Genomic DNA, 17,400 nt, shown 5'->3' with positions numbered 1-17,400 from the left:
TTCTACTACAACTTCTCCGCAAGCACCTCTTTGATATCAGAGATGATCTTGTTCGCCAGGTAATCGGCGGTGGATTGGGTGTCCGATTCGGAGTAGATGCGGATAATGGGTTCGGTGTTCGATTTGCGCAGGTGAACCCACTCTTTATCAAACTCGATCTTTACGCCATCAATGGTGTTGATGGGATTTTTGGCGTACCGGGTTTTTATCCGCTCCAGCACGGCATCAACGTCTATACCCGGCGTTAGCTCGATCTTGTTCTTGGAGATATAATAGCTCGGGTACATCCGGCGCATAATAGACGCCAGTTTACCAAACTTGGCCAGATGGCTCAGAAACAGCGCAATACCCACCAGGGCGTCGCGGCCGTAGTGCAGTTCGGGGTAGATTACCCCGCCATTACCCTCACCCCCGATTACGGCCTCCTTATCCTTCATCATCTCCACCACGTTGACTTCGCCCACCGCTGAGGCAAAATGCTGCCCGCCAGCCTTTTGGGTGACGTCGCGCAGGGCTACCGTAGACGATAGGTTGGATACCGTATTGCCGGGCTTGCCGTTCTGCGGCCGGTTCTTCAGCACGTAATCGGCTACCGCTACCAGGGTGTATTCTTCACCAAACGGCGAGGCATCTTCGCTGATGAGCGCCAGCCGGTCTACGTCCGGGTCTACCACAATACCGAGGTCGTAGTCGGATTTCTCCATTTCTTTGATGATGTCGCGGAGGTTTTCCGGGAGAGGCTCGGGGTTATGGGCAAAATTACCGGTTGGCTCACAGTGCAGTTTCGTAATCCGCTCCACGCCCAGGGCTTCCAGCAACATCGGCACGGCAATACCGCCGGTGGAGTTGACGGCATCCACCACAATCCGGAAGTTTTTGCGGGCAATGGCCTCGCGATCAACCAGCGGCAGGGCCAGGATCATGTCGATATGCCTGCGCAGCCAGGTATCGTCGGAGCGGTACTGCCCCAGTTTCTTGACGTCGACAAACTGGAAGCTCTCCTCCTCCGCAATAGCCAACACTTCGGCACCGTCTTCGGCCGTAATGAACTCGCCTTGCTCGTTTACCAGTTTCAGCGCGTTCCACTGAATGGGGTTATGGCTGGCGGTCAGGATGATACCGCCGGCCGCGTTTTCGCCGGGCACGGCCAGTTCAACCGTTGGCGTGGTCGACAGGCCCAGGTCAATGACGTTCAGGCCCAGGCCCTGCAAGGTTGCCGCTACGAGCTTGGATACCATCTCGCCCGACAGGCGACCGTCGCGCCCAATCACCACCGTCCGGTTGGCCGGCTGCCGCTGCAGCAGCCACTGCCCGAAGGCCGCAGAAAACTTTACTACATCCAAAGGCGTCAGCCCTTCTCCGCTGTGCCCGCCAATCGTTCCTCGTATGCCGGAAATAGACTTAATTAATGCCACGTCAATGGGTCAGGTAAACTTTTTCAATACGCACAAAGATAAGCGCCCCAATGAATTTCCTGTAGGGAGTACGTGTATTTAAGATAACTATTTAGCTAAAGCGTTAACATATGTCAGGAAATACCCAGACTGGCCGGCGACCAGATGTCGACATTAGCGCTAAGGGCAGACTGCGCCTTGCCCACAAACGTGCCGGTTACCGGAGCGGTCAGTTCCGGCCGGGCAGAAGACGCCAGAAAGATGTGCTGGTTCACCACCACCAGGTTTTCGGTGGGGTCGAAGCCGCGCCAGCCGGCACCGGGCAGGTACACCTCGGCCCAGGCGTGTAGCTCATGCTCCTGCTGGTGACTGCCGTACAGGTACCCGCTCACAAACCGGGCGGCCAGGCCCAGGCTGCGGCAGGCGGCCATGAACAGGGTGGCATAATCGCGGCAGGAACCGCTGCGGTTAATTAGCGTCTGCTCGGGGGGGTAGGGTGCCCCATCTTCGCGTATTTCATACTTAAACTGGCGGATGGTCTGGTTCAGGTAGGTCAGAAACGCCACCGTTTGCCAGTTGGCCGCAGCCGCCTGCTGACGCGCCCAATGTTCGATGGGTTCCGTAACGCCGTCGCGCACCAGGTAGGGCAGCAGCAACTGATGCACCGGGTCCGGATACCGGAACGGCACCCGCTGCGTCTCGAACGGGAACAGGACAAAATCCAGCGAATTGAACTCGTCGGATTCCAGTTGCATCTCGGCCGTGATATTCAGGTGCCTGGTGAGCCCGCTGAAGTACAGCAACTGCTGAATGTTTCCTTCTACGTCGATGTTCCGCACGATTTTTACCGGCACGGGATCAATCAGCAGCCGGTACTCCACCAGCCGCTGGTAGGGAAACGTCCGGGGGTATAGGTACAGCGTATGCGGGTTCAGCGTGACCGACTGATCGTAGGTGTACTGAAGCTGATGCTTGACTTCCAGAATCATACCGGTGATTTGCTTGCGTTTAGTTTGTCCAGAATTGGATCCATCCAGTACGTGGGTAACTTCCGGACCGAGTTGTTGAGCAGCGCACTCCACTGGTATGATATTTCATCCATATCTTCCTTTTCGAGCCGGTATTCGGTCATGTGAAAGCTGTCTTTCGGATACAGAATTACATCAAGCGGATAATCGACATCGTTGGCGCTGACCTTGGTGGCATCGAAGGCCAGAAAACCAATTTTCAGGGCGTCTTTCAGGCTGGTTTCGTAAGTCAGGCTCCGGTACAGCAGCGGTTTGCCGTAGCCGGAGTTACCAATGATAAAAAACGGCGAACCCGTTCCGACCTCCACCCAGTTGCCTTCCGGATAGAGCAGATAGAGCTTATGTTCATCGTCGTTCTGGAGCTGTCCGCCCACAATGGCGTTGAGGTTAAAATGCATCCCGCCGGCTTCCAGCGAAGCTTTATCTTCCTGAGCCACCCGCTTCACCTGCTGCCCAAAGGCATTGACGGCCTTGTAAAGCTTATCGAACGACTGATCCTGTTCGGCAATAACTTCCCTGAAATACGTCAGCGCCTTATCCCGCACCGACCGCAGGCCGGAGGTCATGATAAACAAGGAATGGTTTTCTACTTCGTGTACCGAGACCTTGCGATTGGAGGATACTTCGGAGCCGGATGTCAGACGGGTATCGGCGATAGCTACCAGGCCGGTAGCCACCTTTATGCCCAAACAATAAGTCATTCGCGTAGTGGGTAATCAGCGTGTGTCTAAACAAATATAAGAGAAGATTCGGTTATGTGGTATAAGCCCCGCAATTTCCCGGAGCGCCCGCTTCCCCCCTATTTACTCGGTAGTTCGGCTTGGATTACCGCTGGAGTGCCGCGACCGCAGGCTGAATAACTCAAAACTCCGGCGGCCCAGCTCTTTTTCCATATCGCTCAGTTCAATTTTAAGCGCATTGATAGAGATGGATATTTCGAACACCGACAGCGTCAGGGCCAGAATCTGCATAACCAGCGCCGAGCCGAACAGCCACCGGGCGGCCGTCTGATTGCCCTGAAAAATCACCAGCATACAGATGGCGCTCAGCAGCAGACTGATAACGCTCGAAATCTGGATGTTCCGGATGATGAGCAGCCGCCGGTGCAGGTTCTGAATCTGGGCTACATAAACGGTATCCGGCTTAGTCCGAAATTTCTCGTGCAAATCACGAATCAGGCTGGCAATGGCCAGAAACCGGTTGGTAAAGGCAATCATCAGGAGCGACACGGTCGAAAACAACAGGGCGGGCGTACTTATGGTCAGTTCCATTGGTCTACGGGCAACTTACGTCTGCAATATAAGGCAAACACCGACCCAACCGAATGCAGACCTTACAACAAGGGCAACTTCACCACAAACTGCGACTCATCGTCGGTAATGACAACCGGCTGGTCACTCAGGTAGCTGTAAAGCGATTTCAGGCTGTCGAGGCCCTGCTGGTTCGAAGTTCCGACAAAGTGTTTCCGCTGCAGCGTGTTGGCCACACAGAGATAGTCAGCGTCGACATATACCCGGATAATAAGCGGATTTTCGTCATCAATGACATTATGCTTGATCGCATTCTCGAACAGGTTCTGCAGCGTAACGGGCACAATGCCGCGAGACAGGTACGCGGCCGGTACCTCCAGCCGGATTTGTAATCCGTCGTCAAACCGTGATTTCTGGAGGTCGATGTAGTGGTTGACAAACGTAAGCTCGTGCTCCAGACTAACCGTTTCTTTCTCCTTGTTCTGAAGAATATACCGGTAAATCGCCGACAGCTTCTGCAGGAACCGGGACGCCTGTTTCGGTTCGGTAATAATCAGGCTATTTAGTGAAGTAAGGCTGTTGAACAGAAAATGCGGGTTCAGGTGATTGATCAGGTTCTGGTACATCTGTAGCTGAGCCGTACCCGGAAAATAGTGCAACAGTTCCTGACTGGCGGTACTCAGCCACCAGGAGCCGTCTTCGTCTTTAACAATACAGTTAATACCCCGATTGGCGTTGATACCCGGTAAAAGAGCGCCAATATTATGAATCCGGTAAAAGGCTTTTTCAGGGTTGGTGTAGGAAATACCGTTGGTGGTTCCCAGCCATACCGAGCCGTCGGGATGCTGCCAGGCCGCCAGAAAAAACTTGTCGGCGGGCGAGGTTTTCTGGTCTTCCCGATAGGCCAGTTCGGTGGTCTGGCGGGTAGCAGCGTCCCGGTAATAGAGCGCCCGGTTGCGCGAGCTTATCCAGAGATTGCCGCTGCGGTCCATCAGCAGAGCTGCAATCGGGAAGGGCGATGTCCCGGCCGGAGTATGCAACCCAATCGTATCGGCGATTGTGCGGCTTTGGGTGTCGAACAGAACAATCCGCTCGTCATGATTGTCGGCGTACATGATGCGACCCTGCCGGTCAAGGCTCAGCGACGAGGTAAAATGGGTATTGAAAATCGGAAGCTTTTCCGGATTATACCGGGCGTTATGAAACCGGCCGGTAGGCTTATCGTAGTAGTGGACACCCTGGTCGAGGGTAGTCATCCAGATGCCGCTCCGGTGCGGATCTTCCACCAGGCCGACAATAGAGATATAGTTGGAGGCCAGCGCCCCCGGCCGATCCGGCTCGGCCTGAAAGCTGGTGAAGCGGTTCGTTTTGATCTGGTACCGGTACAGGCCCCGTGCCCGGCCGGAAAACCAGAGATCGCCGGAACGATCGCAGAGTATGTTTAAACATTCTTCCAGCAACTGGCCATGCACCCGCTTGAAGTTTTGAAAACGGCCTGTCTTTTGATCGAACCGGCTGATGCCTTTGCCGGTGCCCAGCCAGATATGCCCAGCCTGATCCTGACAGATACCATAGACACTGTTGTGACCGATTGACGTCGAATCGGCCGGATTATGCTTGAAAACGGTAAACGAACTGCCGTCGAAGCGGTTCAGCCCGTTCATGGTTCCCACCCAGAAATAACCGTCCCGGTCCTGAAAAAAGCAACTGATCTGGTTAAACGATAGGCCCTGCTGCTCCTGAATATGATTGAACTCAAACGGTAGGCGGCTTTGCTGTGCCCACAGGCTACCCCTGTTCAGGCACAGGGCCAGCAGCAGGATGAGGTACGTTTTTGAATTCACCGCCATAGGGTTGTCAACGGTCGAGCCAGCGTTTAAAAGCGGGGGCTTTCTGCCGGCTAATGTCAATATCAACGGTATGATGCGGGGATTTTAGCTTCAACACCAATTTGGCATTCTCCTGACTCCTGACACTCTGAATCACATCGTTGTTGACAATAAACTGGCGGTTAGCCCGGTAAAACTGACTTGGGTCCAGCAGTTCTTCAATCTGATCCATCGTTTCATAGTCAACCGTATAGCGCTCATTGGCCCTGGTAACCATAAAATTTACGGCCTCGTACTGGAAGTATGCGATATCACCGACTTTAACGGGCACCCAGCCGCTTCGCGAGTTGCCCAGAAAGGTTTCTTTGTAATTGGGTTTCAGGGCTGTTGCGGGCTGTTGCATAAGCTTTTGCAGATCAACGGGCATGGCCGTTTTAGCCTTGTTGAGCGTACGCGCTTTGGCGATCACTTTGCCCAGGTCATCGGGGTCAACGGGTTTGAGCAGGTAATCGATGCCATTGACTTTAAAGGCCTGAATGGCATATTCGTTGTACGAGGTAACAAAGATGATGGGGCAGGATAGCTGAAATTTCTCAAAGATTTCGAAGCTCACCCCATCGGCCCCTTTACTACATAGTAAAGCTTCAACGTTGCTTACCGAATACAATTTCCTTTCGTACATGCAAAAACGCATCGTCGCGCTTGAAGCCATAATGCCTCTCCGGGAAGAACTACAGACCTACCTGGCCCAAAATAGGCAAACGTGTAATGTAAACGAAGGCGATTTTCTGCTTACCCCAGGTCAAACATCCAGCAAGATTTACTTTATTGAAACGGGGCTGGTTAGGGGCTATTACCTGAACAATGGGAAAGAATTAACGACTGGATTTATGAAGGAAGGCGATTTTGTTATCTCGCCGGTAAGTTTTTTCAGGAACCGACCCTCCTTTGAATACCTTCAGTTGCTGGAAGACTCGCGCCTATATGCCTTGTGCCGCGACCTGCTGTTTGAGGCATACGAGCGGTTTGCCGAGTTCAATAAAATAGGCCGGATTGTTACCGAAGAATATTATGTCAGGTCTGAGCTTCGAACGCACTATATGCGAGGGCAAACAGCAGCCGAAAAATACAGTACCTTTCTGGCCGAATATGCCGCCATCATCAACCGCGTACCTATTCAGCATATTGCCTCGTTCTTAGGCATTACTCCCGAAACCCTCAGCCGAATCCGGGCGAAACGGTAAAGGTTGCGTTGTTCCTTACAGCCGACACGTAATTGTACCAGTAGGATTATGGTAAGCTTTATTAAAATAGTCAATAGCTTTTTTTATGTCTTCATAAGTAACCTCCAGGTAGGGTTGCCGCCACTTTTCTTCAACTAAGTATTCCCCCCAACGCCAGATCTTCCAGGACTGTAGGGGCACTATACGACAAAGTGTGTGGTCGGCCGTAGGGTTCTGAGTTACATACTGTACATAGCATGGATTTTGTAAGGTGTCCCGCAAGGCTTCCTGATACATATATTTATGGTCTCTGGTCATATACATACTATCAAATACCCCAGGAACTAAACCATCGAAAATGGCGGTCAAGCCACGTAGGGGAGGTATATTGCATAAAACGATGAAGCCAAATACCAACAGGATGATTTTGTACCTCTTCATGTTGAAACAGAAGCGTTTAGTTTAGGGCTAATCTCCTTCCGTTTGCCAGTAGTTAAATTGACATTTATCATTTTCGGTAAGCAGAACACCGAACGTCTTCATCTTGCTACTTGCGGCTGCTTATCCAGAACGTAGTTCATACAGCAAAAAAGCGGACCAATGCCCGCTTTTTCCGTAATCCAATACTTAGCTCATCGCCAGCCGATATGCCGCTTCAAATCGCGGACAGAGCTGTCGGAGCTGAAGGTGTCGAACACGACGTAGTAGTTCTGCCGGTCGGTGACGACTTCCCAGCCGGTTTTGGCGGCCTCCAGGCGGTAGCGGTCGAAGGAGAACTGGCGGAGCAGTTCGGCCATCTGGGTAGCGGAGACCGGCCGACCGGATAGTACGTTGCGCAGGAACTCAAACTTGCGCTCGTCGAATGATTCGCGGCTCATCGTCAGCCGAATCCGCTCCAGTTCGTGGGCGGGCATACCCAGCGGTGCCCGGCCAAAGCCGTCGCGGCCGTCTTCAAACTGCCCCGAACCACCCCGACCACCAGCGTACGGCCCATCGCGGAACGGACCCCGGCGGAAGTTGGTATCCCAGTCGTAAGCCGCACTGTTGGTACCGGTCAGTTGAACGGTGTTGATGATCCGGAAGCCGGCGCGGGGATCAAAATCGGCCACAATCCGGCTGTCGGCCCGAAAATCGACCATTTGCTGAAACACCTGCCGGTTGTTGAGGGCAATGGTGAGCCGGGCGCGACCCGTCGGTACGTCGAAGAATCGGAACCGGCCGCTGGACAGGGTAACCGACTGATCGTCGAGCTGCACGGTATAGCGGCCATTGTCGGTGATGCGCAGGAAGAGTTCAGACTGGGCAAACGCAGCGGTGAACGAAAGAACAAAAAGAGTGATGGTGTGGATAAAATACGTCGCTTTCATGATGGTGTGAATTTACTGTTTTGTCAAAAGTACCGATAAGACAGCAGCCACCGCAGCAGGTTTAACGACTCCACAAAAAAAAGCCGTCGGCATACCCTGAACGGGGAATGCCGACGGCTAAAACCGCATCGGTACCAGATAATTACCGCTTCTCGGGCATCAGCACCAGCCGGACAAAATTTTTCCCGAAATACCGGTTGGCGGCTGCCTTTGTGCTTTCAACGGTTACTTTCTTCAGTTGCTCCTCCTCCATCAGAATCTCTTTCGGATCGTCGCCGTTGAAATACTGGTTGGTCAGGTAACTCAGCCAGAAGTTGTTGTCTTTCAGCTGCACTTCTGTCTCGCGCCGGGTCTCGGCCTTGAACTTATCAATATCTTTCGGATCGGCTCCGCGCTGTTTAAGGGCATTGATTTCCTCCAGTGTTTTGCTGATCAGTTTTTCGACATTCTCGGGGGCGCAGCTAAAGCCGATGCGCATGGTGTACCGTTCGGCCGGGTATTTGGCGTAGGAGCCATTGACTCCCACTCCGTATACACTACTCTCCTCCTCGCGTAATTTTTCCGTCAGTTTGATTTCCAGCACTTCGGCCAGCGCATCAATCTGGGTAGTTGTTTCGGGGTTCCAGTTGAAATCACCGCTGAATACCAGTTGAACGGTACTCTTCGGGTCAACGCCTTTATACACCGTTTTGGTAATCTGCCCAGCCGGAATACGAATGCCCAAATCACGGAAGGTTTCTTTCCGGTTGGTCGACGGCAAGCCGCCCAGGTACTTTTCGATCAACGGCTTTATGTTCAGTTCGGTGAAATTACCTACGAAGACAAAAGTAAAGTCACTCGCGTCGGCAAAGCGCTCGCGGTAAATGTCGATGGCCCGGTCGAGGTTGATACGGTCGAGTTGTTCGGGCCGTAGCGGAAGCCGGCGCGGATTGCCTCCGCCCAGCACGGTTTGTACCGTATCCTGAAACACCTTGGCCGGTGTTGGGGTGGCAATCTGGTTTTCCAGAAAGCTCTTCTGGTTAGACAGGAAGCCCTGCACCACCTCGGCATCTTTCCGGGGCTGGGTAAAATAGCTGTACAGCAACTGCAGGGCCGTTTCAAGGTCTTTGGGAGCCGCACTGCCGCTGACACCTTCCTGTAATTCGCTGATAAACGGATTTACCGACAGCGACTTACCCGACAGGTACTTGCCCAGTTGAATCTGGTTGTAATCGCCGGTGCCGCCGAGCGTCGTTAGCGTAGAGGCAAAGCGGGCCGATTCGTAATCCTTGAGATCGTAGAGCGAGGTGCCGCCAAAACTGATGCCGGTAAACAGGATCTGGTCGTTCTTAAAATTGGTCGGCTTCAGAATAACCCGAACACCGTTTTGCAGCCGCCACTCCGTTACGCCAAGCTCCTGAATTTTCTTCTCGCCGGCAATGGGTTTAGCCGTTGGCTGTACCCGCAACAGGGGGCTGTCCAGCGTCTGATCCACGTAGGCCGTTACGTTTTGGCCGGCATTATCAATCCAGCCAATTACCTGCTCCACGGTCGGCAGTTTGTCTTTGCTCTTATCCGGAGCCATAATAACGACGGCCCGGTTCTCCGGCGCAATAAACTGGTTGACCAACTGGTTTACTTCGTCCAGTTTGACACCATCGATGGTACTTTTCAAAAAATTGTAGTAGAAATCAACCCCCGTAACCGGATCATTTTTCAGGAAGTGCTGCACATACTGGCTTACGTAGGCCGACGAGCGGGTTTTGTTCCGTTCATTATAAGCCTGCTCAGCACCCGATACCAGATCACGCCTGGCCCGGTCGAGTTCGGTTGGCGTAAACCCGAACCGGCGAACGCGGGCCGTCTCATCCAGCAGGGTTTGAATGGCCCGTTCCACATTATCGCCTTTCGCTACCGCGTAGGAGGAGAAGGCATCGAGGTTACCGATAAAACTACCGTAATTGCTGAAGCCGCCCAGAAAAGGCGGGTCGGCCCGCTGCGTCAGTTCCTGAATACGGTTGCTGAGCATGATATTGAACAAACTACGCTTGATACCCTCCCGCAGATCATTGAGCGTGGTTTCTTTGATTTCCGGCCGCTTATAAATCAGTTGCACAACGGTGTTGGGCTGCTCCTCATCCGTTACAATAACCACTTTGGTATCCGGGTGGGGCGGTATGGTGAAAGTGGGCCTTGCTTTTGCGTTAGTGGCCTTCGGGATACGCCCAAACTTCTCCCGGATCATACCCTCTACCTTAGCTACGTCAAAATCGCCGACGGCAATAACGGACATCAGGTCCGGCCGGTACCAGTCGCGGTAAAAGCGTTCCAGAGCTTCTTTCTTGAAATTTCGCAGGACATCTTCTTTGCCGATGGGCAGGCGGTCGGCATAGCGGGAATTATTGAGCAGATACGGCCAGTACTTATCCCGCATCCGCTGCTGGGCTCCGCGGCCCAGCCGCCACTCTTCCAGCACTACCCCGCGCTCCTTGTCAATCTCTTCCGGATCGAGCGTGGCGTTATGCGCCCAGTCTTCCAGAATCTGGAACGCCCGCTCAAACAGCTCGGGGTTGTCGGTCGGCACCGGTAACTGATACACGGTTTCGTCGAAGCTGGTATAGGCATTCAGGTCGGCCCCAAAACGCACCCCGGATGACTGCAGAAAGTTGACCAGCTCATTTTTGGGGAAATTTTTGGTGCCGTTAAAAGCCATATGCTCCATGAAGTGCGCCAGCCCCTGCTGATTGGTTTCCTCCAGCACCGAGCCCGCCTTAACCACCAGCCGCAATTCGGCGCGGTTCTTCGGCTCCTCGTTCCTGCGGATGTAGTAGGTCAGGCCGTTGGGCAGCTTACCGACTTTTACGTTCGGATCAAACGGGATCGGCCGTTTCAGATCGGCCGGTGTCCGGGTGGTAGAGGCCGTTTTGGCCGGTGCTTTTCGGGCTTTCGTAGCCGGCTGGGCTACCACCAGGGTAGTGGTCAGCCACAGGGCTGTAAGTGTGGTTCTGAAAAATTTATACATAGAATAATCAGGCACAAATAGATACATGTTACCGCCGGTAGCGCAGCAGGCAAGTCTGTACGCTGCGTTACCGGTGGCCCCTTACACAACTAAAAACTATACCTTGATGATTATTTTTTTGGCGTACATCCACCAGAGAACCGCCACCCAGATCAGAATAAAGGTAATGGCCCCGGCCAGCGATGCCTGGTAGGGATCGGTAAAAAAAGACACAAAAAAAGTCTGATACATCCACTCCTTCGCCCCCATTTCCGTGCCGTCGCTAGCTACATGAATCATGTTCAGAATGCGGGGAATCAGGCCCGAGAGGAAGAAGACCGTAATGGCGTTTACCCCAAAGGCTACAAAAGGCGTGGTCCACCGCCGGTAGCCGGGCTTTGTCTGGCCCTGCACATCGATAAACCAGTAGCAGAGCGCCAGGCCCAGCATAGCCAGCCCGGAGGTCAGCAGCACAAACGAACTTGTCCATAACGCTTTATTGATCGGAAAGAAGCTGCCCCAGATCACGCCCCCCAGGGCCGACAGGCAACCGGCGGCAAAGAGCCAGGCCACTTTGTCGGCCTCCGCCCGGCCAGACCGCAGCAGTGTACCCACCAATACGCCCGATAGCCCGGTAGCGATAGCCGGCATTGTGCTCAGCAGCCCCTCCGGGTCCCAGACCTTCGAACTGGCCCAGAGGTGCCCCGCCAGCAGCGTCCGGTCGAACCAGGCACCCAGGTTGGTCGTTGGTTCGAGGTTGGCATAGCCCACACCCGGCACGGGAACCACGGTCATCAGTAGCCAGTAGCCAATCAGCAGCAGGGCAATCAGCCCGCTCTGGGTGCGGGTATTGGTGCGCAGGTAAATAAGGGAGCAGGCCAGGTACACCAGCGCTATCCGCTGCAATACGCCCGGTATCCGGAACGTAGCGAAGTCGAACTTCGGAAACAGGTTCAGGAACAGCCCCAACCCGAACAGCACCAGGCTCCGCCGGATAATCTTTCCCGTCACGCCCCTGCCTCCGTTCCCTCCTTCTTTTTCCCTCCCCAGCGCAAACGTAATAGAAACACCCACGATAAAGAGAAAGAACGGGAAGATCAGGTCCGTGGGTGTCCAGCCGTGCCAGGGCGCATGCAGCAGGGGCGCATACACATGCCCCCAGTCGCCGGGATTATTGACCAGAATCATACCGGCCACGGTGATTCCCCGAAAGACATCCAGCGACAGCAGCCGGGCGGCAGGACGTTTATCGGCCACCGACGACGCAGCCGCTGTTGAAGTAAATCTCACAGTTTGTGTCATAGTTATGCAGCGAAAAACCAAAGCTACCGTTTTCTGGCAAAAATTCTGGTATCCGCTACGGCCCCACACGACGACTCCTTTACCGATAAATCAAAAGTCTGCCCTAACTGAAAGCTTTAATTGTACCTTGGTTAACCATCTTCCTCTTTCATCATGAAAACCTTGTTTATACCCGCAGTGACGGCGCTGCTCCTCCTGTCCCTGATTACTAACGCTCAGCGAACGGCTATCTGGATTGATACCGATATTCACTTGGGTCGTTTCGGCCGCGATGTCGACGATGGCCTCGCCATCCTGCAGGCCGTGCGCTCAGATAAGGTAACTGTCAGGGGAATAAGTTTCGCCCTGAATAGTAACCACGGCTACCGGATTACCCAAAAGCTGTTGCAACGATGCGGTAAAACCATTCCCCTCTTCAAAGGAGCATCCGGCAGCAAATTGCTTGGAAAACAAACCGAGGCAGTAGAAGCATTAGCCGAAGCGCTGCGAAAAGAGAAGCTTTCCATTCTGATTCTGGGGCCGGCTACCAATGTAGCCACCGTTTTGATGCGCTACCCGGAGCTCCAGCATCAGATTAAGGAAATAGTCTTCTGTGGAGGCCGGCAGCCAGGTCGGCTTCTTAACCCGGCAAAGGGCAGAATTAATCTCCCCGACATTAATTTTGAACGCGACCCCAATGCGTTTCAGCTAATTATGGGCACCGATATACCCCTTGTTCTTGCCGGGTATGAAGCCTCTTCAACCATTTACCTCGACAGGCAGGACATTAAGTTTCTTCAGGAAAGTTCGGATAAAACAGATCAATGGCTATATCACCAGCTAAGACAATGGCAAAAGCTGTGGAAAATAGCGCTGGGCTCTCCTAAAGGATTTATTCCGTTTGATGTAGTGACAGCCGCGTGGCTCACCGACCCGGATTATCTGCTTTATTATAAAAATATACCCGTCAGAACCGAGCACCTGGCCAATGACTGGAAGCTTCACCGGCTTATTCAACCCGAAAAACTTTTCTTACAAGCCTCTTACCAGTATTCGTCAGCCAGGATAGCCAATTACTGTTATGGGGTGAAACCTGAATATAAAGAAATCATGCTGCAATCGCTAAGAGGCTATTTCCCGCCTGATACTACTCCCGTTCTAACTGTCAAATGAAAAGCCCGATTTAGATCGGGCTTTTCATTTGACAGTTAGAAGCGGGTACCTTAGAACTTCCACCGCACAAAAGCTTCCATGGCTTCGTACTCGGCGAGGCCCAGGCGGTCGTAGAGGCCGGCGGTGGCGCGGTTGCGCTCTTCGGCCCGCTGCCAGAACTCGCGGGAGTCGGTGCCCTGGTACACGACGCCGTCTTTCTGCGACTGATGCTTGAAAATACCCAGCCGCTTGCGCATCACCTGATCGGGCGACATCGGCACGGCCATTTCAATTTCGTGAATGTCCCACTCGGCCCAGGCACCACGGTACAGCCACACCCAGCAGTCCTTCATAAAATTCTTATGTTTCAGGCGACGGACAGCTTCGATGATGGCGTCCAGACAAACTTTGTGCGTCCCGTGCGGATCGGCCAGGTCGCCGGCAGCATAAATCTGATGCGGTTTTACCTCCTCAATCAGGTTCATGACCACCTTGATATCCTCCTCACTCAACGGCTTTTTCTCGACCTTACCCGTCTCGTAGAACGGCATATTCAGGAAATGCGCGTTGTCTACCGGAATACCCACAAAGCGGCAGGTTGATTTGGCCTCGCCCTTGCGGATCAGACCTTTGATGTACCGCACCTCGTCGGTATCCATTTCGCTGTCTTTCTTGGTACGCAGGAAGGCAGCCGCATCCCGAAAAATCCGGGTAGCCTCGGGACTATCAATGCCAAATTTATCGTTGAAATCGACCACATAGTCGGCAAAGCGCAGTGCTTCATCGTCGGCTACGGCAATATTGCCGGAGGTCTGGTAGGCCACGTGTACCTCATGTCCCTGGTCGGCCAGGCGCTGGAAGGTGCCCCCCATGGAAATAATGTCATCGTCGGGGTGCGGGCTGAAGATCAGACAGCGCTTCTGGGCCGGCAGGGCTCGCTCCGGCCGGTTGGTATCGTCGGCGTTCGGTTTACCACCCGGCCAGCCGGTGATGGTATGCTGAAGCTGGTTGAATACGTCGATGTTGATGTCGTAAGCCTGCCCGTACTGCGCCAGCAGGTCGCTTACGCCATTGTCGTTGTAGTCGCGGTCGGTCAGTTTCAGGATCGGTTTGCCCAGCGTCAGGGACAGGTGCGTCACCGCCTTTTTAATCATTTTATTGTCCCACACCACCTGATCGACCAGCCAGGGCGTTTTCATCCGGGTCAGTTCCGAGGCAGCCGCTTCGTCGATGACAAACAGGGCGTTCGGGTGGGTTTGCAGGTACGAGGCCGGATTGTGTTCGGTCACGGTGCCTTCAACGGCTCCCCGGATAACAGGGGCTTTACGCTCACCCCAGGCCAGCAGCACTACACGTTTAGCTGCCAGAATGGAGGCTACGCCCATGGTAATTGCCTTGCGGGGGGTACGGGCCAGGCTGCCAAAGTCCATCGACGCAGCCGCCCGCGTCGAGTGGTCGAGCATCATCAGGCGGGTATGCGAATTGATGAGCGAACCAGGCTCGTTGAAGCCGATATGGCCGTTCCCGCCGATGCCCAGGAGTTGAAAATCCAGTCCCCCGTACGATTCGATCCTGGCCTCATAGGCCCGGCAGAAGTCGGCCACCTTATCCACCCGAACGGTGCCATCCGGAATGTTGTAATTCCCTTCGGGAATGTCGACATGGTCGAACAACTGTTCTTTCATGAACCGGACATAGCTTTGCAGCGAGTCGGGCTCCATCGGGTAGTATTCGTCCAGGTTAAAGGTAACGACGTTGCGGAAGCTCAATCCTTCTTCCCGATGAATACGGATTAGTTCGGCATATACGGTTTTGGGCGATGAGCCCGTGGCCAGGCCGAGCACACAGGGTTTACCCGCTCCCTGCTTCTCGCGGATCAGATCGGCAATTTCACGGGCTACAGCGCGGGACGCGTCTTTGGCATCAGCGTAAATATGCGTCGGAATTTTTTCGTAGGTGATGGCGGCCTGTACGGGTTCGCCGGCTACGCGGTTGTTCAGTCCCTCCGAAATAGGGTTATCCAGATGGGAAGGTTCAGTAATCATACGGACTAAGGCGGAAAAGATGATATGGTAAAGTTGAGAAATTTCGGGCAACGCACCGCAGAATTTTTCTAAAAACTCGGGCATTATTGCTATACCAACCCTAGTCCGGGGTGGGCGTAGCCTTTTCAATAGTAACCCCAACACTAAGTATGTCGGGTAATGGGTTCTGCCGCATGTACTGACTAATCCGCAGGGTATAATCACCAGCGTGCGGAAACAGGTAGTTGCGTTTAATCAGAACTTTATGGTCAAAGATGTCACCCAGGCCATCGCCCCGCGGCTTACCGGTCTTAGGGTCCATCAGGATCAGTTCATCCAGCCTCGACTCGATCAGCGTTCCGCCGGCATCGGTCAGGTAGCGGGTCAGATACAGATTATAATAGGGGTACGAAATGCTGTTTCGCAGGTTATAGTAAATATTATAGGCTTCGGTGGTGTCGGTGATTGTAAACGTAAACGAGGGAGTGTCGTTTACATACCACTGCCCGCCTTTTATGTCGGTATATTCTTTATATACCGTGTTCTTGTCGCATCCTACCAGTGCCAGCAGCACAACCAGCCAGAGCCCCTTCCTTTTCATACCCCGTGTCTTTCTGCAAAGTTACAAGGACTCTACAAAAAACCGCCATGTCGTTGAGGACATGGCGGTTTCTGGACTCATCCTTTTGCCGGTTGAGCCGCCGGCGCACCGGTGGCCGGCCCCGAGGCTTTTCCTTTCGACTTTTTCTTTTTCTTCTTCACCTTGGCAATAGCGTACTTTTTATCGAGCCGGTCAAGATCGCTGTTGAGCGCAGCCAGTCCAGCGGGTTCTTTTTTTTCCCCCACCGGGGTTAGTACGTCAAATGATTCCGGAACAACGCCCTGCCTGTTGAGGTTAATGATCTCCAGCACCCGCTCAATCGGCAGCGGGTGCCAGGTGCTTTCGGTGCTGTAGCCGAACCACATGATTTTGCGGAAAATATCAGTTTTTTGAAGGTATGCATTGCCTTTCTGCGTCTGCAACGGCTTTTCTACCGTCGGAATATCCCGCAGCGCATCAATGTACGTTTCCAGTTCGTAGTTCAGGCAGCACTTCAGCCGTCCGCACTGACCCGACAGCTTGGCCGGGTTCAGCGACAGGTTCTGGTACCGGGCCGCCGAGGTCGTAATGTTCTTGAAATCCGTCAGCCAGGTCGAGCAGCACAGTTCACGGCCGCAGGAGCCGATGCCCCCGAGCCGGCCGGCTTCCTGCCGCAGGCTGATCTGCCGCATATCTACCCGGATCTTGAACTCAGCCGCCAGCAGCTTGATCAGCTCCCGGAAATCGACGCGCTCCTCCGACGAGTAATAAAACGTTGCCTTCGTATTGTCGGACTGGTACTCCACATCCGACAGCTTCATGTTCAGATTCAGCTCTCTGACAATCTCCCGCGCCCGGTACATCGTCGGCAGGTCGCGGGCAATGGTCTGCTCGTGCTTCTCCAGGTCTTTGGGCGTCGCAATCCGGTGAATCACCTTCATGTCATCCGTAGCCTGCAGGTTTTTCTTGCGCAGTTGCAGCCGCACCAGTTCGCCCTGCATGGACACTGCGCCCATATGGTATCCCGACTGCATCTCGACGACCACAAAGTCGCCGGTGGTCAGGTTCAGTTGGTGAACATTCCGGTAATATTCTTTCCGGCCACCTTTAAATTTAACTTCCACCACGTCGAACCGCTGCGCCACCGGAACCTCCATGTGACTCAGCCAGTCGAACGTATTCATCTTATTGCATCCGCCGGTACTGCACCCCCCGCTGCCACAGCCGGCTGTTGCCGTGCCGTTACTGGCTGTTCGGGTTCCGCATCCACCAGTCGTACAGGATTTGCAAGA

Annotated in this window: 14 protein-coding genes; 2 read left to right on the top strand and 12 right to left on the bottom strand. The window is 53.8% G+C overall.

What is annotated here, in order from left to right; all coding sequences use genetic code 11:
• Window positions 1–5 precede the first annotated feature (5 nt).
• From glmM to ABD931_RS11880, 6 genes are all read right to left on the bottom strand, one after another.
• Window positions 6–1,415 (bottom strand): phosphoglucosamine mutase, encoded by a 1,410-nt coding sequence (gene glmM, locus ABD931_RS11905; protein ID WP_345267310.1) that lies wholly within the window; start codon window positions 1,413–1,415, stop codon window positions 6–8.
• Between the two features lie 113 nt (window positions 1,416–1,528).
• Window positions 1,529–2,383, bottom strand: a complete 855-nt coding sequence (locus ABD931_RS11900) for a transglutaminase family protein (RefSeq protein WP_345267308.1) — start codon at window positions 2,381–2,383, stop codon at window positions 1,529–1,531.
• Window positions 2,380–3,123, bottom strand: coding sequence for a proteasome-type protease (locus ABD931_RS11895; protein WP_345267306.1), 744 nt, complete (start codon window positions 3,121–3,123; stop codon window positions 2,380–2,382). The genes ABD931_RS11900 and ABD931_RS11895 overlap by 4 nt, the downstream gene beginning before the upstream one ends.
• Before the next feature lie 102 nt (window positions 3,124–3,225).
• On the bottom strand, window positions 3,226–3,693 hold the full coding sequence (locus tag ABD931_RS11890; protein ID WP_345267304.1) for a DUF2721 domain-containing protein: 468 nt from the start codon (window positions 3,691–3,693) through the stop codon (window positions 3,226–3,228).
• 62 nt (window positions 3,694–3,755) lie between these two features.
• Window positions 3,756–5,522: a sensor histidine kinase gene (locus ABD931_RS11885; protein ID WP_345267302.1), complete on the bottom strand. Its 1,767-nt coding sequence runs from the start codon at window positions 5,520–5,522 to the stop codon at window positions 3,756–3,758.
• 7 nt (window positions 5,523–5,529) lie between these two features.
• Window positions 5,530–6,114, bottom strand: coding sequence for a LytR/AlgR family response regulator transcription factor (locus ABD931_RS11880; protein ID WP_345267300.1), 585 nt, complete (start codon window positions 6,112–6,114; stop codon window positions 5,530–5,532).
• Window positions 6,115–6,181: 67 nt separating this feature from the next.
• Here ABD931_RS11880 and ABD931_RS11875 point away from each other — a divergent pair, with 67 nt between their 5' ends.
• Window positions 6,182–6,745: a Crp/Fnr family transcriptional regulator gene (locus ABD931_RS11875; RefSeq protein WP_345267298.1), complete on the top strand. Its 564-nt coding sequence runs from the start codon at window positions 6,182–6,184 to the stop codon at window positions 6,743–6,745.
• Window positions 6,746–7,356: 611 nt separating this feature from the next.
• Here the strand turns inward: ABD931_RS11875 and ABD931_RS11870 are convergent.
• The 3 genes from ABD931_RS11870 to ABD931_RS11860 all read right to left on the bottom strand — a co-directional run bounded on the left by ABD931_RS11870 (window position 7,357) and on the right by ABD931_RS11860 (window position 12,361).
• On the bottom strand, window positions 7,357–8,091 hold the full coding sequence (locus ABD931_RS11870) for a proline and serine-rich protein 1 family protein (protein ID WP_345267296.1): 735 nt from the start codon (window positions 8,089–8,091) through the stop codon (window positions 7,357–7,359).
• A gap of 142 nt (window positions 8,092–8,233) precedes the next feature.
• Window positions 8,234–11,092, bottom strand: a complete 2,859-nt coding sequence (locus ABD931_RS11865) for a M16 family metallopeptidase (RefSeq protein ID WP_345267292.1) — start codon at window positions 11,090–11,092, stop codon at window positions 8,234–8,236.
• A 96-nt stretch (window positions 11,093–11,188) separates the two neighbouring features.
• Window positions 11,189–12,361, bottom strand: coding sequence for an acyltransferase family protein (locus tag ABD931_RS11860; protein ID WP_345267289.1), 1,173 nt, complete (start codon window positions 12,359–12,361; stop codon window positions 11,189–11,191).
• A 165-nt stretch (window positions 12,362–12,526) separates the two neighbouring features.
• Here ABD931_RS11860 and ABD931_RS11855 point away from each other — a divergent pair, with 165 nt between their 5' ends.
• Complete coding sequence (locus ABD931_RS11855) at window positions 12,527–13,525, top strand: nucleoside hydrolase (RefSeq protein ID WP_345267287.1); 999 nt, start codon at window positions 12,527–12,529, stop codon at window positions 13,523–13,525.
• Window positions 13,526–13,575: 50 nt separating this feature from the next.
• On the opposite strand, the gene nagB is transcribed toward ABD931_RS11855, so the two are convergent.
• The 3 genes from nagB to ABD931_RS11840 form a co-directional block, all read right to left on the bottom strand.
• Window positions 13,576–15,549 (bottom strand): glucosamine-6-phosphate deaminase, encoded by a 1,974-nt coding sequence (nagB, locus tag ABD931_RS11850; protein WP_345267285.1) that lies wholly within the window; start codon window positions 15,547–15,549, stop codon window positions 13,576–13,578.
• 100 nt (window positions 15,550–15,649) lie between these two features.
• Window positions 15,650–16,129, bottom strand: a complete 480-nt coding sequence (locus ABD931_RS11845) for a gliding motility lipoprotein GldH (RefSeq protein ID WP_345267283.1) — start codon at window positions 16,127–16,129, stop codon at window positions 15,650–15,652.
• A 77-nt stretch (window positions 16,130–16,206) separates the two neighbouring features.
• Entirely contained in the window at window positions 16,207–17,292 is a 1,086-nt protein-coding gene (locus ABD931_RS11840; RefSeq protein WP_345267281.1) for a PSP1 domain-containing protein, read from the bottom strand.
• Window positions 17,293–17,400 lie beyond the last annotated feature (108 nt).

The sequence above is a fragment of the Nibrella viscosa genome (genome assembly GCF_039541875.1).
GTDB lineage: Bacteria > Bacteroidota > Bacteroidia > Cytophagales > Spirosomataceae > Nibrella > Nibrella viscosa.
This window is presented reverse-complemented; position numbering and strand designations above follow the sequence as displayed.

Bases quoted from the DNA above. Each gene is read 5' to 3' on its own strand.
- ABD931_RS11875 (WP_345267298.1), top strand. From the start codon at position 6,182: ATGCAAAAACGCATCGTCGCGCTTGAAGCCATAATGCCTCTCCGGGAA.
- ABD931_RS11885 (WP_345267302.1), bottom strand. From the start codon at position 5,522: ATGGCGGTGAATTCAAAAACGTACCTCATCCTGCTGCTGGCCCTGTGC.
- ABD931_RS11895 (WP_345267306.1), bottom strand. From the start codon at position 3,123: ATGACTTATTGTTTGGGCATAAAGGTGGCTACCGGCCTGGTAGCTATC.
- ABD931_RS11840 (WP_345267281.1), bottom strand. From the start codon at position 17,292: ATGAATACGTTCGACTGGCTGAGTCACATGGAGGTTCCGGTGGCGCAG.
- nagB (WP_345267285.1), bottom strand. From the start codon at position 15,549: ATGATTACTGAACCTTCCCATCTGGATAACCCTATTTCGGAGGGACTG.
- ABD931_RS11845 (WP_345267283.1), bottom strand. From the start codon at position 16,129: ATGAAAAGGAAGGGGCTCTGGCTGGTTGTGCTGCTGGCACTGGTAGGA.
- ABD931_RS11855 (WP_345267287.1), top strand. From the start codon at position 12,527: ATGAAAACCTTGTTTATACCCGCAGTGACGGCGCTGCTCCTCCTGTCC.
- ABD931_RS11870 (WP_345267296.1), bottom strand. From the start codon at position 8,091: ATGAAAGCGACGTATTTTATCCACACCATCACTCTTTTTGTTCTTTCG.
- ABD931_RS11865 (WP_345267292.1), bottom strand. From the start codon at position 11,092: ATGTATAAATTTTTCAGAACCACACTTACAGCCCTGTGGCTGACCACT.
- ABD931_RS11890 (WP_345267304.1), bottom strand. From the start codon at position 3,693: ATGGAACTGACCATAAGTACGCCCGCCCTGTTGTTTTCGACCGTGTCG.
- ABD931_RS11900 (WP_345267308.1), bottom strand. From the start codon at position 2,383: ATGATTCTGGAAGTCAAGCATCAGCTTCAGTACACCTACGATCAGTCG.